Source organism: Picosynechococcus sp. PCC 7003 (assembly GCF_001693255.1).
Classification (GTDB): Bacteria; Cyanobacteriota; Cyanobacteriia; order Cyanobacteriales; family MRBY01; genus MRBY01.
Genome location: NZ_CP016474.1, coordinates 583,510 through 599,080, shown reverse-complemented (window position 1 = coordinate 599,080; position 15,571 = coordinate 583,510). Strand labels below are relative to the sequence as shown.

Sequence of the window (15,571 nt, the reverse complement as noted above, 5' to 3'; positions counted from 1 at the left end):
TGGTGCCAGAGTACAGGATGTTGCTGTTATTATTTCACGCGGTAATGGAGAAATAATTCCGAGGCGATCGCCTCATATTCCAGAAGTTCGAGGCCCAAACCCGCCGTTTGTAAAAAACCATTCCCTTCCATGGGCGTAGGGGCTGATGTTCCGCCGAGTAAAACGGGACAGACCGTTAGCCACAGTTCATCTAAATAGCTCTGTTCGGCGAAGCTCGCGATCAGACTTCCTCCGCCCAAAAGACCTAATTTTTTGATGCCTTGTTGTCTAAATTCAGTGAGGGTTGGTTGCCAAGTTCCGACTGGATCTAAAGCAAGCACTTGCTCAAAGCCCGGAAATTTGGCCCACCGGGGGAGCTGTTCTGGAGTAGTCAAAAGCCCCCGGCGGAGGGGCTGCCGAAAAAAAGGTAAATCCTGGGGGAGATTCCCGGAACCAGAACAAACAAAGTGAATTGGTTGGGGCGGTTGGTGACGTTCTTGGCGTTGTTGCAATAGCTGGCGATCGCCAATCGGCAGGCTTGTGCCATAGGCACGGAGGGTATTGGCCCCAAACATGACCGCGTCCATCTGGGCGATTAACCGCTCCAAGTGGTCTTTATCCTGGGCCGAAGGAAACCGCGCTGGGGCACCACTATAGTCCGCAATTTTACCGTCGGCACTCATGGCGGCGATCGCTATCACTTGGGGCCGCTGCCTATGCATACCAACTGTCGGCTTCATCCCGTTCGATGGGCCAATCTTCGTTTTCACCCCCCACCACAATCCGGCGCAGATCCACAAAATCTTTGCTTAATTGCTTCAGGGCATTGACCAAGACATCTAAGGAGATGAGATCACTCGTCCCCAAATCAAACCAACAGCGTCCCCAAATGCCTTCGTATTCAAAGTCCCCTTTATTGTGCATTGGGGCCATTAGCGCATTATCTGCCTGGTCTTCGTCGTAGGTGAGATAGCTGATATCTACCCCAGTTTCTTGGATCTGGAGATTCTCTGCATTAAATCCCCCCAGTTTCCCGATATAAAACCAAGAGTCAAATAGCTCTTCGACATATTGTTTTTCTGTTTCCGAAGGCACATGGTCAAACTCCAACCAAATCCAGAGGTCGAAGGGGGAAAATTCGCGAAATTGGACTTCCATATTGTTTGTGGATAATAGGGCTTGAGAAGTGTCAGTATAAACGTTTTGCCAAAACCCAGAAACATCCTCCCTTGAGGGAGGTGCCCAAAGGGCGGAGGGTGAATTCCCTTGAGGGAGGTGCCCAAAGGGCGGAGGGTGAATTCCCTTGAGGGAGGTGCCCAAAGGGCGGAGGGTGTACTTTGGGGGAGAAGGAGTCAGGGAGGGTTAAAGGGCATTCCAGGCCGCCGCCGCATCAGCCACCGCCTGGGGCACTGTTTTTTGGCCGAGCATCGCTGCTTGAAGATTTTCGTAGATCAGCTTTTGTAGTTCTGTGAGATTTTCCTGGGCCGGGATCAAAATTTCGGCATCGGCCAGTTGTTCCGCACTAATTTTTCGGGCCAAGCTGAGGCTATCGGTAGCGGCGCTGGTGGCAAGTTTCTCAATGTATTGTTCCACCGCTGCCTGGGTAGAAGGTAAAACATTGGCAGCTTCGGCAAAGGCGAGCTGATTTTCGGTATTGGTGACAAATAGGGCGAAATCAAGGGCGGCTTCTGGATCGTCGCTATCCTTGGGGATCACAAGGTTCATCACGGCGACATTTTTCTTGCCGGTTTCCCCGGTGATTTGGGGCGCGGGGACGGATACCTGGGCAATTTGGGGAGCGTTTTGTTGGATGGTGTTGATAAATTCGGGGGAGGTGTTGGCGATCGCCGTTTCCCCGGCTTGGTAAAGTTCAATGCCGTGGCTATGGCCCTGGGTGAGCACTTCCGGGGGCAATAATTCCGCCTGGTAAAGATCAACCCAGTATTGGAAAGCGGCAATGCCTTCGGGGGTATTAAAGCCCGCAGAGCCATCGGCATTGACCAGGGTGACCCCCATCTGCACCAAGGACTCTAGGACTTCGTTGGAGTCCCCGGGAACGAAGGTGACGAAAAAGGCATATTTCCCAGTTTGTTCCTTCATGGTTTGGGCGGCGATCGCCAACTCGGTGTAGGTACTGGGAGGGGAGTCGATGCCCGCCTCGGCAAAGAGATCTTCGTTATAGAAGCTGATGCGGGTCGTGAGATACCAGGGAATGCCGAAGGTTTGGCCGTTGATTTGGTTGGCCTGCCAAATTTTCGGTAAATAGCGATCGCGCAATTCAGGCGTCAGGCGATCATCTAAGACTAACCAAGCATCACGACTGGCCAACTGGGAGGCAAAATTAGGATTGAGATTCACCACATCGGGGGCAGTGCGGGCCGATACCGCCGTCAGGATTTTACTTTCCATCGCTGACCAAGGGACATCCACCCAGCGCACTGTCTCTTCTGCATTTTCGGTTTCAAAGGCCGTAATTAATTCATTGAAATAGTCTGTAAACTTTGGTTGCAATTGCATTGTCCAAAATTCGACTGTTTCTGTGGTGTTGTTATTTCCCCCAGGTACCTGCTGGCAAGCGGCGATCGCCACCAAACTCACCCCCACAAACAGCCCACGCCGTAGCCCTTTGAGACCATTAAACATAAAAACTTTTCTCCCAATTTCAGCCGCAGTGATCACTCACATTGAATTGACCTTCAGATCATGCCATCATCCAGACAGCTTCTGGGGCAAAACTGCTCCCTTTTTTGCGATTGTTATTTACTTTCGGCAAACTGAGCTAAATTTAATAGCAACCGGGGTATGGGTGGTTAGCACCGATGGCTCCATAGGTCATCCTTTCGGAACATTTTCCTATGCTAGATTTTTTCAAAAATATCATGAACTACTCCAGCCTAAGAGGCATGGAGTTTCCGTCGTTTCATCACCCCAAGTTGCCTCATGCTTCCGCAATCGGTAGAGCTTGGCGGCTCCGCGACTGAAGAGGCCAGTTCCTGACCCCTTGCCCAGGCTAAATTAACCTGAGCTGCATTGATATCTCTATCCTCCCTGTGGCCACAGTTTGGGTTTGAGCAAATATGTACCCTGTCTGCCAATGTCTTTGGCGTTAGCTCCCAACATTTAGCGCAACGCTGAGAGGGCTTAAGCGTCCTTGTCGGGGACTCCACATAAAATCCTCCTGCCTCTGCCAGCTTGTATTCCAGCATTGAACCAATCATGCCGAAGCCAACCGAGAGAATGGAGCGGTTAAGCCCTGTTTTTTGAGCTTTCCGTTTGCTGCCTTTTTTGGCTTTGCGGGTCATGTTTTTGACGTTTAACTGCTCACCTGCAACCAGGCTATTACCGCTGACTATGTCGCTTGTGATTTGATGCAGCCAATCTTCGCGCTGACGGGTAATTTTGCGTTGCCGCATTGATACCTGCCGTCTCGCTTTTTGCCACCGCCGCGATGCTTTAACTCGCTTATTTCGGTTTGGTGCACGCTTTCGTCTGAGTTGCTTGGATGCTTGCTTTACGGCAACTTCACCGACTTTGATAAAGCTAGGCTTTGATAGTTGCTCCCCTGTAGAAAGGGTAATCGCTTCCTTGCAACCTAAATCAATCCCCACAGATCCCCCGTCAGCTTCCCGCTGCGGCTTACATTTGACGGTGATTGAGGCATACCACTTGCCCTGGCGGAAGAAAATTGTGCAAGTTGTTGGTTTTCCCCAGGGTGCGAGCTTTCCCTCTCATTTGCATTCTGCCTAAGTGGCTCAACTTGAGAAAGCCATGCTGACCATCTGTTTCTACCTGCCAACCTGCCCCGCAGGGATATGTCCACCCCGAATATCTCCGAGATGCCTTGAACTTTGGATATCCCCCCAATCCCTTAAAAAATCGGTTGAAGGCAAAGTCCACTCGCTTTAACGTTGCCTGTAGGGCATGGGAACCCAGTTCTTTAAATTCTGGCCATACTTGCTTGAACTCCGGCAAACTATTTTGCTGCTCAAAGTAATCAACGGAATGATTGAACTTTTGGTACTGGGTTTTGCGATTAGCTATTGCCGCGTTATACAAACTGCAATGTAAGCGCCGCCAATAGTGCAGCTTTTTTTGCTGTTGGCGACTTGGATAGAGCCTGTAAGTGATTCGGCGTGTTACCATGCTCCTATTGTAGTCTATTGTGCCCACAATGAACAAGTCAGAAGTACTAAAAATAAGGCTAACATCAGAGGATCTGGCAAGACTCAAGGCGTTCGCGTCCAACAAGGATGTCAGCATGGCTCAAATTATCAGAGAGTACATAAGGCGATTGCCTAAGCCTGATTGATTTGGCTACTTCCGTTTCTCTTCAGTAGCCGCGCTATCCTTCCCTACCCTAAAGAGGGATAGGGACTGCCGCGCCCAAGTTCAAACCAAAGCCTAAAGGGATTGGCATCGAAATCTCAACGGAACGCTTAAACATTGTCCAACTCAAAAAACAGGGGCAGGTCTATAAGCTGGCGACCTATATCACCGAACCCGTGCCCGAAGGCATTTTTGAAGAAGGGAAAATTGTCGATGTTCCGGCCCTTGCCGAGCTCATCCAAACGACCCTCAGCGCCAACAACATCAGCGCCAAACAGGTCACCGCCGCCGTGCCCATGCGGGAAGCGATTATTCGCTTGATCCCGATCCCCGCCGAGCTCGATGATGCCGAACTGCGGGATATGGTGCTCAACCACGAAGCGAGCCTCTACCTGCCCTACCCCCGCGAAGAAGTAGATCTTGACTACCAAAAACTTGGATTTTTCCAAGATGAAGATGGCATTGATAAGGTGCAAGTCCTCTTGGTGGCCACCCGGCGGGAAGTGACCGACGCCTATGTAGAAACCATCGTGCAGGCGGGACTAGAGATCAATATCCTCGAAATTAATAGTTTTGCCCTCCTCCGGACGATTCGTGAGCAACTGCGGCAGTTTAGCTCCCAGGAAGCGGTGGTCTTGGTCGATATTGAATTTGACTGTACAGAAATTGCCATTGTGGTCGATGGGGTGCCGCAATTTTCCCGGACAGTGCCCATTGGCGCTTCGCAACTGCAAAATGCCCTATCCCGCGCCATGAATTTACCGGCTCCCCGTGACATCGAACTCCTCCAGGGGATGACCATTCCCAACACACCCATGGAAGGAGCCCGCACTGGCGCAACGGGTATTAATCCTGGGATGGCGGCCCTCCTACGCGTTTTAGGGGAACTGACGGACGAATTGCGTCGTTCCATTGATTTTTATCTCAACCAAAGCGGTGAATTGGAGGTGGCCCAATTGATGTTGGCTGGCCCCGGCGGTGGGATTAGTCAACTGGATGAATTTTTTACGCAGCGTCTCAGCATTCCGGCGATTCAAATTGATCCGTTTGAGGCGCTATCCATTGATATTGATGAAGAGATTTCCAAGGTGCAACGACCGTCCTTGGGTACGGTACTGGGTTTAGGACTACGGGAGGTATAGGATCATGTACGGTTTGGATATTAATTTCCTCAAAGACCGCAGTTTAACGAAGGATTCTTCGATGGCGATCGCCGATCGTCTGGCAAGCAAACCGGGGGTTATTCCGGGCCAAGAACCAAAGCCACTGATTATCGGTGGTGCGGTCACGGCGGCGGCGTTGGCGGTTGTGGGTCTGTTGTGGTTCCAGGGCAATAGCGCCAAGGGTAACGTCCAAGAAGAGATCGCCGTTGTCGATCAACAGCTCCAGGGGGCCAATGCCCAACAGGCGAGGTTACAGCAAATTCAACAAGAAATTGACACCTACAGATCCCAAAGCCAAGCCTTTGTTGATGTGTTGCAAACAAGGATCAAACCCTGGTCGGCGATTTTGCGGGAAGTGGGCGATTTAACGCCGCCAGGGCTAAGGATCACCTCCTTCGAGCAGTCGGACAACCAAGTCTTAGTACGGGGCAATGCGCGCACCTTTAATGAAGTGAATGATTTTGTCCTGAACCTGCCGGAATCGCCTCTCCTGCAAGGAGAAGAAATCTATATCGTCAGCGCGAACCTCGTCGATAACCCGATTACCACTGCCCAGGTAGACTTCCCCCGGCCTGTTGCTTCTTTTAGCATGCCCCAGGTGGTGGACTATACGGTGTCGATCTCCCTCAATGACCTCACCGATGCAGAGGTTATTCAGACCCTAGACGGCCAGGGGGCGCGGGGGATGGCCGAACGCTTACGGAGTAGCTTCTAGAATTTCACCCATTTCGATATTCATCAACAACTGTGAGGAGGAGTAACAACCGATGACATACGCAGAAGAGTTCCGGCAAACGATGACGGAAATGACCATGGTTGGTCAGGAACAGGGCTTTTTTGAGGCCTTTGGGATTCAGTTCACTTCAAAAATCCTCGGCACAATGTTGGCGATCGCCGGTATTGGTGCCAGTGCCGGACTTTGGTGGTTTCTCGTTCGGCCCATCCAAGGCGAAATCAGCACCCTCGAACAGGAGCTCCAGACAAAACAGGCAGAATTACAGGACAAAGGCGCCGGGAATATCCAAGAGCAAATTGCCCAGCAAGAAGCGGAATTAGCCAATGAGCAGCGGATCGCCACAGAAATTCTCAATGCTTACGGTCAGGACAAGCAAATGCAGACTTTTCTGTTGGATTTCAACCGGATCCTGACGGCGAGCAATGTGCAACTGACGAGCTACGAGCCGACACCACCTAAACCCGAATTTATTACCGATGCTGCCACCTACGGTGAAGCTGCCCAAAATAAGCTGAAGTACCAAACCTTCAATGTCAGCTTCGACAATATGACCTACACAGAAGCGGAGTCCATGCTCACGAGCATCGATGTGTTACAGCCGTTGTTGGTATTGCGTAATTTTTCGACGACGGTGGCAGAACCAGCAACCTTCCGCTACGAAAATGGCCGTTTGGTAACACAAACCCAAGCTCAGTTGGGGGTTTCTTTTGTGGTGGATGCCCTCATTGCACCGACCCCGGAGGAGCTGGCCGCCCGACAAGCAGAACTGGCCGCTGAAGCCGCCCCAGCCGAAGGAGAAGAGGGTCAACCGGCAGAGAATGGTGGCTAGGTTTTGAGGTCAAAACAATTTTCTGAGGAGATAGGGAGGTAAACTAGCGGCATAGGAACGATTAATTTTGTTGGTGTCAAAACAAATTTTTCAAATACATCATTAGCAAAACTTATTTAAGATTGCTAATTATTTTAGATTTTTAGGGTTGTTTTTAAAAATTATTGTTAATTTCGAGCGGGATTCATTTCGGTTTTTCGATTACATTTAATTAGTGTGTGTGGAGATTTTCTGTCGTGAATATCAAGTCTTATTCCGGAGTCGTCGCTGGTGTCGTTGCTTCTACAACGGTTTTAGTTGCCCCAGCCCAAGCAGCAAGTGTGCAAGTACGGGAACTGGAGGTGCGTCCAGGTGATGGCAAGTTAGAACTCGCCTTAAGTCTTGCCCCAGAGAGTGCCAATCTGTCTGGTGAGAAGCCCCAGGTTTCGACGACCCAAAAAGACCGGGTGCTGATCGCCGAAATTGCGAACGCGCGGTTAGATCTCGGTAATGGACAGGACATTTTCACCCAGGATAATCCTTTACCGGGTATTGAACGCATTGAGGTGATGGAGTCGGCTCCGGGCAATGTGAAAATTGTCGCCCTGGGGGAAGTAACGGCACCGGAAGGGGAAATCCTCAGCCAGGATAACAACAGCATTTTGCTCAATGTGACCTCTGCAGCACCGACAGAAGTAGCCCAGGCAACACCAGGAGCAGAGACAGTATTCACGCCGCCGATGTTGGCCCAGAGTGCACCCAGCAATAACAATCAAAATAATTTTCTCCAACCCACAGCTCCAATTCCACCGTTTTTACCGAGGGCCAGTGCGCCACCAGTGGGCGATATTTCTGTTTCGACCACTGACACCTCTCTTCCCAGATATGTCAATTTGCAAACCAATGCGATTGTTCCTCGTCTTGTGCTGAAGCAAGCACCTGCCGAAGATGTAATGGCCTTACTAGCGCGGACAGCAGGGATCAATTTAGTTGTTTCTGGTGATATTAGTGATCGGTCTGTTTCTTTGGATATTGAAAATGAACCGGTTCAAAAGGTTTTTGATTATGTCTTAATGCTGTCTGACCTTAAAGCTGTCATGAAGGATCGGACTGTTTTTATTGGCAAAGATTTACCTAGCGCAGTTATTCCAAGAATCACTCGAACACTGCGTCTTAATCAAGCCAATGTTTTCCAAGCTCAATGTTATCTTGAAACGGGTAGCGATTCAGTTGAGGAAGAAGGAGATGGCTTATTTACATGTGCTAACGAAATTGAAGAAGAAACTGAAGCTACAGATACAACAAACATTGGTTTTCGGCGACTACGAGACTTATTCGTTAATGAATTAGAAACGACACTCGATACCCGATTGAATGCGATTACATTAACCGGTGAACCAAAGGTTGTTGAAATGGCAACTAACCTCTTAACTCAACTTGATGCCCGGAAACGGCAAGTTGCTGTTAATGTCAAGATTTTAGATGTTACTTTAAGCGGAAATCGTTCTATCTCGTCTGATATTAAGCTCTTGTTAGAAGATCGAGTCGGAATTAGCGCTGGTGACGGAATTATCCTTTCTCCTAATGATCTATCAAGAGCTAGTGATATTTTTTCCGAGTTTAATCCCAATGGGATCGTCATTGAACAGGGAAATCAACAAGTTTCATTTGGAGAAGAGTTCGAAGTATTTGATAGTCTAGATCCTGCCAACACAGTATTTGTTGGTTCAATTACTGAAGCTTATCAAATTGCTTTCCCTGGTTCTCCCCTCCCGGCAGGACTAAACGAAGACCAAGTGGCAGCAGTTATCCGAACTCTAGATGACGCAGGAAATGTCACGCTTTCTATTCAAGGTCTAGGAGCAAATGTTAGTGATAGAGCAGTTGGGAGGGGCACTAATTTTATTGGTAGTCTTGTTGCCGGTTTGTTACGGAATACAACCTCTAAAATCATCGCTGATCCGACTTTAATTGTCCAAGAAAACCAAATTGCTAATATTGATTTGACAGAAGATATTGTAGTTGGAACTGTTGAGCGCAGACAACAAAATGATCAAGGCAATATTACAGATCGAATTGTTGAACCTGTAATTGATCAAGTTGGCCTTAAAGTTGCGGTAGGAATAGAAAGAATTGACGATAATGGCTTCATCACTCTGAATGTTCAACCAGAGGTCTCTTCTGTCGCTGGTCAGGAGATCGTCAATGATGAGCCTGTCACATTAAAACGACAAACGCTTCTTCAGTCAGGTTCTGTTCGCTTGAGAGATGATCAAACTTTACTGCTTGCAGGTGTGATTGATGAACGAGATCTGGTCACTACAGCAAAAGTCCCTATCTTAGGTGATATTCCCCTCATTGGTTCCCTATTTAGAAGCACATCTAGAGATAATAGTCGCCGTGAACTGCTTTTCATTATCACTCCTCAGATTATTGATGATTCTCAAAATGCAATGTGGGGCTATGGCTATCAACCTAGCGAGACCGCCCGTGAAATGCTAGACAATACCCGTTTCCCCACCCGTTAACCATCCGTAGGGGCTTGGTTTCCATGCCCTATGATTTTGGATGTGGAGACCAAATCCCTACGTTGTTATGGCAAATCAATACAATCCGCACATTCATCGTCGGCGTTCCATTCGTTTGAAATCCTATGATTACAATCGGGCGGGCACCTATTTTGTAACAATTTGCGTGCAGGGTCGTGAATGTTTATTGGGAACGAGCACAAATCAAATATTGCAGTTAAACGAGTACGGGAAAATCGTTGAACAAGTTTGGCGTTATTTGCCTAGACATTTTGAAAATTTAGAAATTGATGCTGCCGTGGTTATGCCAAATCATTTCCATGGCATTTTAGTTTGCATAGAACCCGAAACACCGCATTTCCCTGTTCCACCCCCGAAAGATGCATTTAACACAACCCAGAACAAAGGCGATCGCCCTTTTTACGAACAAAAAACGAAGCTCGGCAAAATCATCGCCTATTTCAAATATCAAACAACGAAAAAAATCAACCAAAAACGCGGTCTGATTGGCACAAAAATCTGGCAAAAAAACTATTACGAGCACATTATTCGCAATGAAAAATCTCTCAATATCCTGAGGGAATACATAGAAAATAACCCATACCATTGGCACAGCGACCAATTACACCCCAACGTCCCATCAAAATGGTAGGGATTTGGTAACCAGGGGATTTTGTAATAATGGGATTTGGTCTCCAAATCCCTACGGGAAAAACGGGACTGGCCGGATTCGAACCGGCGACCTAGCGCTTCAGATTGGTGTGGGTTTCCCCGACTCTCTGGACTATCTCTTCACCCTAGAAATAGGATTTGATAACCAAATCAATTTCCGTAGGTGGTGGCCGTTATGCTGGGTTGGCGATGACCTTTCGCTACAAACGTTAGCATTCAAGATCCTCAAAAAAGCTTGCCCCAAAACCAACCCGCTAGTCTCTGCACCTTCCTCCGGCGAGGCACCGAAAGGCTTGGCTCAGGGTTACCCTATGACAAAAAAATTCTTCTGATTTTCCCATCACTTAGGCTTCCTTGAATTTGACCACATTCAGCCATGGCGTTTCCGACCCATGCTGCCCGAACAATTCAGGAGGCGCTTGCTCTATCCTGCTGAGCCACAGCCCCAATAAAGCGCCAAAATTATAACATAGCTTTTTTCCGATGCTAACCAGCGACCTGCTCCCGGATCAGTTGCACCGCTTCCCATAAATTTTCCACAATGAAATCTGGTTTGTGGGCGGCCAACAATTGGCGATCGCGAATCCCCGAAAGCACCGCAATCACAGGAATATTATGACTCTGGGCGGAGCGAATATCGGCTTCTGTATCACCGACCATCCAAGTGGTTGCTTTGGGGCGCAGTCGGGCGAGGCTTTCTCCCATGAGTAACGGCTTTTGATAAAAATCTTGGTTGCGATCCGTTGTATCGGGTAAACAAAAACGGCGATCGCCCGGAAAAATATCCTGTAAAACCGGATGAAGTTGCAAAATTTTGTCTAATTCACTGTAGCGGCGCATAGTAACGGTCATCACTTCCCAGCCCAAGCTTTGGGCCGTCGTCAATGCTTCTAATGAACCCTCAATCAGGCGATCGTGCACCATATTTTCCAGTCGATGCACATGGTCATCCCGGAGCTGCTTAAATTCCGGTAACTGATCTTCCCGGAGACCCGACCGCAAACCAATATCGGTCTGGGAAGTCTTCTGTCGCTTCAAAGCCCAAAATTCTTCCTTTGTTAGGGGGGATAATGCTTGCTCCGGTTCTGCGACTTGGGTTAACCGCCAGCGATAAACGCGATAGTAACGTTCCGACAGATCGACGACCACCCCATCAAAATCTGAAATCAACCTAACCATTGCACCACTGTCGATAAAATTTATGGCGACTAGCATAGGTCAGCAATGGGGGATAATCAACCTACTACGTTTTTATCGGATTTAATGTCTTCAGCCCGCCAACTCGCCTTCCTCGCCCTCCGGCAAATCATGTACCACAACGCCTATACCGATGTGGCCCTTGATCGAGTCCTCCACAAAAGTAACCTCACGGGGAGCGATCGCGCTTTGGTGGCCGAATTGGTCTATGGTACTGTCCGTCGCCAAAAAACCCTCGATGCGATCATTGATCAACTAGGGAAAAAACCCATCGACCAACAACCCCCTGATCTACGGGTACTGCTCCAATTGGGTTTGTACCAACTGCGTTACTTGGATCAAATTCCCCCCTCGGCGGCGGTCAATACCAGCGTTGAAATTGCGAAAACCAACAAGCTGGGCCAATTGGCGGGGGTGGTGAATGGTTGTCTGCGGGGTTATCTGCGACAACGGGACAAAGGCCATGATCCGCTCCAGTTACCAGAGACAGCGGCAGAACGGCTAGCTTTGCAATACAGTTTTCCGGAATGGCTGATTGAGCAGTGGTTAGGGCAATTTGGGGCCGAGGAAACAGAACAGCTTTGTCAATGGTTTAACCGACCGGCCCAACTGGATCTGCGGGTGAATCCCCTCCGGGCCAACGTCACGGCTGTCCAGGATAAACTCACCCAGGTAGGGGTCAAAGCCGAGGTGATCGCCAACTTGCCCCATGCCCTGCGCTTGGTGGAAAAACGGGGTTTAATTCAGGATTTACCAGGCTACAAAGAAGGCTGGTGGACGATCCAGGATGCCAGCGCCCAATTGGTGACCCATCTGCTCGATCCCCAACCGGGGGAAGTAATTATTGATGCCTGTGCAGCCCCCGGCGGTAAAACCACCCACATCGCCGAAAAAATGCAGGATCGCGGCACCATCTGGGCCAGCGATAAATACCAAGCCCGCATTAATAAAATTGAGCAAAATGCCCGCCGCCTCAAGCTTTCAATGATCCGCACCCTCATCGGTGACAGTCGTACCTATTCGCAGTTTCGGAATATGGCCGACCGGGTGCTGCTGGATGTGCCCTGTTCGGGATTGGGGACGCTCCACAAACGCCCGGATATCCGCTGGCAACAGAACCCCCAGAAAATCGCGCAACTGACTCAACTCCAAGGAGAACTCCTCACCACGGGGGCGACTTGGGTTAAACCGGGAGGCTATTTAGTCTATGCCACCTGCACCCTCAATCCAGCAGAAAATGAGGCGATCGCCACCCAATTTCTCGCGGAACATCCAGACTGGCAAATTGTGCCCCCTAGCCCCGATTCACCCGCTTTCCCCTACGCCCAGGCACAGGGTTGGATTCAAGTGCTCCCCCAGCGCCATGACATGGATGGTTTCTTTATGGTGAAGTTGCAGCGGCCCGCCTAAAGGGATTTGGCGATCGCCTCGGTGAGGGTTTGCAGGGATGCAGAAATGTTGACGGGATAAACTTCGGGCTGGGTCAAGCGTTTCACCCCGTCGGGAAGTTGGCGCACATTATGCGTTGTCCGTTGGCGAATAGTTGCCAAATCCTCTGGGAGCGTAAGGCGTTTCCCCTGGGCCATCACCTTTTCGAGCAAGGCCATTTCCCCTGATTGCGCGGCTTCAGTGGCGAGACCAAGGCGATCCCGGCCTGCTTTTAAGTTGCGGAAAATCTGTTTACAACCCGGATAGGTGGCTTTTCCAGTGGACTTTTTCATGGTGGGGCGATCGCCAATTTTCACCAGTTTGTAAACCCCATTGACCGGGTCGCCTGTCACCAATTTCGTTCCTAAACCGTAGCCATCGATAGTTGCCCCAGCGGCCTGGAGTCGTGCCATTTCCCCTTCATCGAGATCACCACTGGCAAAGATTTTCACTGTCGTTGGTAACAGTTGCCGCACCTGTTGGGAGAGGGTCAATAAATCCCCCGAATCGAGGCGCACGCCGGCCAGATGGGTTTTGCCAGTTTGGATCGCTTGAGCTAAACGTTCCGCCGCCGCCACAGTGTCATAGGTATCGATTAACAACGGTGCCGCCGGAAAATAGCGGTGAAACGCTCGAAACGCATCATCCTCGGAGCCTTCAAGAGTCCCCACTGCCATCACCAACGCATGGGCCATGGTGCCCACGGGCTTAACTCCCAACTGTTGCGCCGCTAAAATATTGGACGTGGCATCTAACCCACCAGCCAAAGCCGCCCGCGCGGCCCAGGTCGCCCCTTGAGGACTAAAAGCCCTTCTAGTTCCGAATTCTAATAATTGGCGATCGCCAGCAATGTCGCGCATCCGCGCCGCCCGGGTGGCAATCAGGGTTTGGTAATTAATGGTATTGAGCACAAACGTTTCAATAATCTGGGCTTGCCACAGGGGCGCTTCTATCCGCAAAAAAGGCTCCTGGGGAAAAATAACAGTTCCCTCCGGCACGGCCCACAGATCCCCTGTAAAACTCCCTGTGGCGAGTAAGTCCCAAAAGGCGGCTGGGGCCTGCTCAAAAATCCCGGTGCTGCGGAGATAGTCAATTTGCATCTCCGTAAACTGCAGACCTTCTAAGTAACTCAAGACCTGCTCTAGGCCCATCGCCACCAAGTAGCCAAATTCATCGGGCAAGCGACGGGTAAACAGCTCAAAACAGGCAGGGGTCTCTGCCAATCCTTCCCCCACATAACAGGCTGCCATGGTGAGCTGGTAAAGATCCGTTAATAGAGCGTAGTCCTGGGCGGTGATGTCTAAATTTTTCCCAGCCATGGTGCGTCTTTCGCCTCCAACGAATTAATTTAGTGTTTATACTACAATAAAAAATCTAGATCGGCTGCTTTTGAGAGCGAATGTTAAGATCCCCTCAGAAAGTTCAGGGGAAAAAGATCCATGGCTACCCAACACCAGCGGCGATCGCAAAACGTGCCCGGTGACTTTTATGTGGACAGTAGTTGCATCGACTGTGATACTTGCCGTTGGCTTAGTCCAGGGATTTTTAACCGCCAGGATGGGCAATCTGCCGTCTATCACCAACCCCAAACCCCTGACCAAAGACGAGCTGCCTTGCAAGCTTTATTAGCCTGTCCAACTGCTTCGATCGCCACCGAAACCGCTCCCAAAGATCTCCCAGCAATCCAAGCAGAATTCCCCTTGCCCATCGTTGAAAATATCTATTACTGCGGTTATCATTCGCGCAAATCCTTTGGGGCCGCCAGTTACTTCATCCAGCATCCAGAAGGGAATATTCTCGTGGATTCCCCTCGATTCCAACCCTCCCTAGTGAAGCAATTAGAAGCCCTCGGCGGCGTGAAATATTTGTTCTTGACCCACCGAGATGACGTGGCCGATCACCAAAAATTCCATGATCATTTCGGTTGCGATCGCCTCTTGCACCGGGCTGATCTGCGGGAGGGAACAAAAGCTGTAGAGACGGTTCTAGAAGGCACTGAACCGATCTCTTTTCTCAAGGATTGCCTGATTATTCCGGTGCCAGGCCACACCGAGGGCCATGCGGTCTTGCTCTACCGCGATCAATATCTCTTTACCGGGGATCACCTGGCCTTTTCCGCGCGACTAGGTCATTTGACGGGCTTTCGGAATCACTGCTGGTATTCCTGGACGGAACAAATTGAATCGATGAAAAAACTTTTGCCCTACCCAATCACCTGGATTTTGCCGGGCCATGGCCGACGCTACCAAGCCGACGCCGCAACCCTACACCAAGATTTAAAAGCTTGTATTCAGTGGATGGAGTCCGTGGCATGAGTGTGACGTTTTTCTGGCTGGTGGCGATCGCCAGTAATCTTTGCCTGATTGGGGTGAATTATATTCTCTGGCGCAAAATCCGCCGTTGGCACCAGGATCTGCGCCTCAGTCGTCACCGCTTCGCCCTAAACGAACGCAAAATCAAAATTGTCGTGGAAGATTTAATTCAACAAGCGGACGTGATCCCCGCCACCACCCAACAGATCCAGATAAAAAAACAGCAAGGGCAGCAAGTCATCGCCCAGATTAAGCTGCTCCAACAACTCCTCCGGGCGTTAATCTTTGTGCGACGTCGCCTGTGAACTGCCCCGCCGCAAGCAGCGGAGCTTCCTACCCAAAGAACAGCTTTCTATTCCGAGGAATAGCGAGTCTTAATATTCTGGCGATAGGCTGACTCCCCAGTTCCTGAGGGCAAAACT

General features: G+C 49.9%; 15 protein-coding genes. 8 read left to right on the top strand and 7 right to left on the bottom strand.

The genetic code is table 11. The features are described 5' to 3' along the window. Positions 1-29: 29 nt before the first annotated feature. From AWQ21_RS02795 to AWQ21_RS16460, 5 genes are all read right to left on the bottom strand, one after another. Positions 30-701, bottom strand: a complete 672-nt coding sequence (locus AWQ21_RS02795) for a RibD family protein (RefSeq protein WP_065713225.1) — start codon at positions 699-701, stop codon at positions 30-32. Next, entirely contained in the window at positions 694-1,137 is a 444-nt protein-coding gene (locus tag AWQ21_RS02790) for a DUF3531 family protein (RefSeq protein WP_012306130.1), read from the bottom strand. Before AWQ21_RS02790 ends, AWQ21_RS02795 begins: the two co-directional genes overlap by 8 nt. A gap of 204 nt (positions 1,138-1,341) precedes the next feature. After that, on the bottom strand, positions 1,342-2,622 hold the full coding sequence (locus AWQ21_RS02785; protein WP_065713224.1) for an ABC transporter substrate-binding protein: 1,281 nt from the start codon (positions 2,620-2,622) through the stop codon (positions 1,342-1,344). A 251-nt stretch (positions 2,623-2,873) separates the two neighbouring features. Beyond that, complete coding sequence (locus AWQ21_RS16465) at positions 2,874-3,632, bottom strand: transposase (RefSeq protein ID WP_232315113.1); 759 nt, start codon at positions 3,630-3,632, stop codon at positions 2,874-2,876. Beyond that, entirely contained in the window at positions 3,616-4,122 is a 507-nt protein-coding gene (locus AWQ21_RS16460) for a helix-turn-helix domain-containing protein (protein ID WP_232315042.1), read from the bottom strand. The genes AWQ21_RS16465 and AWQ21_RS16460 overlap by 17 nt, the downstream gene beginning before the upstream one ends. A 224-nt stretch (positions 4,123-4,346) precedes the next feature. On the opposite strand from AWQ21_RS16460, the gene pilM reads away from it, so the two are divergent. The 5 genes from pilM to AWQ21_RS02755 all read left to right on the top strand — a co-directional run bounded on the left by pilM (position 4,347) and on the right by AWQ21_RS02755 (position 10,192). Then, positions 4,347-5,447, top strand: coding sequence for a type IV pilus assembly protein PilM (pilM, locus tag AWQ21_RS02775; RefSeq protein ID WP_065713223.1), 1,101 nt, complete (start codon positions 4,347-4,349; stop codon positions 5,445-5,447). 4 nt (positions 5,448-5,451) lie between these two features. After that, the gene (locus AWQ21_RS02770; protein WP_065713222.1) at positions 5,452-6,183 is read left to right on the top strand and encodes a PilN domain-containing protein; all 732 of its coding nucleotides are present in this window, start codon (positions 5,452-5,454) and stop codon (positions 6,181-6,183) included. A gap of 52 nt (positions 6,184-6,235) precedes the next feature. Beyond that, the gene (locus AWQ21_RS02765) at positions 6,236-7,033 is read left to right on the top strand and encodes a hypothetical protein (RefSeq protein WP_065713221.1); all 798 of its coding nucleotides are present in this window, start codon (positions 6,236-6,238) and stop codon (positions 7,031-7,033) included. A gap of 236 nt (positions 7,034-7,269) precedes the next feature. Next, a complete protein-coding gene (locus AWQ21_RS02760) occupies positions 7,270-9,540 on the top strand; it encodes an AMIN domain-containing protein (protein ID WP_065713220.1) in 2,271 nt (756 codons plus the stop codon). Between the two features lie 67 nt (positions 9,541-9,607). Then, positions 9,608-10,192, top strand: coding sequence for a transposase (locus AWQ21_RS02755; RefSeq protein WP_065713219.1), 585 nt, complete (start codon positions 9,608-9,610; stop codon positions 10,190-10,192). 506 nt (positions 10,193-10,698) lie between these two features. Here AWQ21_RS02755 and AWQ21_RS02745 read toward each other — a convergent pair. Continuing rightward, positions 10,699-11,427 carry an HAD family hydrolase gene (locus AWQ21_RS02745; RefSeq protein ID WP_232315041.1) on the bottom strand — a complete coding sequence of 243 codons (729 nt, stop codon included), beginning with the start codon at positions 11,425-11,427 and terminating at the stop codon, positions 10,699-10,701. 48 nt (positions 11,428-11,475) lie between these two features. Between AWQ21_RS02745 and AWQ21_RS02740 the strand changes: the two genes are divergently transcribed. Next, positions 11,476-12,819: a 16S rRNA (cytosine(967)-C(5))-methyltransferase gene (locus AWQ21_RS02740; protein WP_065715191.1), complete on the top strand. Its 1,344-nt coding sequence runs from the start codon at positions 11,476-11,478 to the stop codon at positions 12,817-12,819. Here the strand turns inward: AWQ21_RS02740 and AWQ21_RS02735 are convergent. Beyond that, positions 12,816-14,156 (bottom strand): nicotinate phosphoribosyltransferase, encoded by a 1,341-nt coding sequence (locus AWQ21_RS02735; RefSeq protein ID WP_065713217.1) that lies wholly within the window; start codon positions 14,154-14,156, stop codon positions 12,816-12,818. The genes AWQ21_RS02740 and AWQ21_RS02735 overlap by 4 nt on opposite strands. 120 nt (positions 14,157-14,276) lie before the next feature. Between AWQ21_RS02735 and AWQ21_RS02730 the strand changes: the two genes are divergently transcribed. After that, positions 14,277-15,152 (top strand): MBL fold metallo-hydrolase, encoded by an 876-nt coding sequence (locus tag AWQ21_RS02730; RefSeq protein WP_065713216.1) that lies wholly within the window; start codon positions 14,277-14,279, stop codon positions 15,150-15,152. After that, positions 15,149-15,454 (top strand): hypothetical protein, encoded by a 306-nt coding sequence (locus AWQ21_RS02725; protein ID WP_065713215.1) that lies wholly within the window; start codon positions 15,149-15,151, stop codon positions 15,452-15,454. The genes AWQ21_RS02730 and AWQ21_RS02725 overlap by 4 nt, the downstream gene beginning before the upstream one ends. Positions 15,455-15,571: the final 117 nt, after the last annotated feature.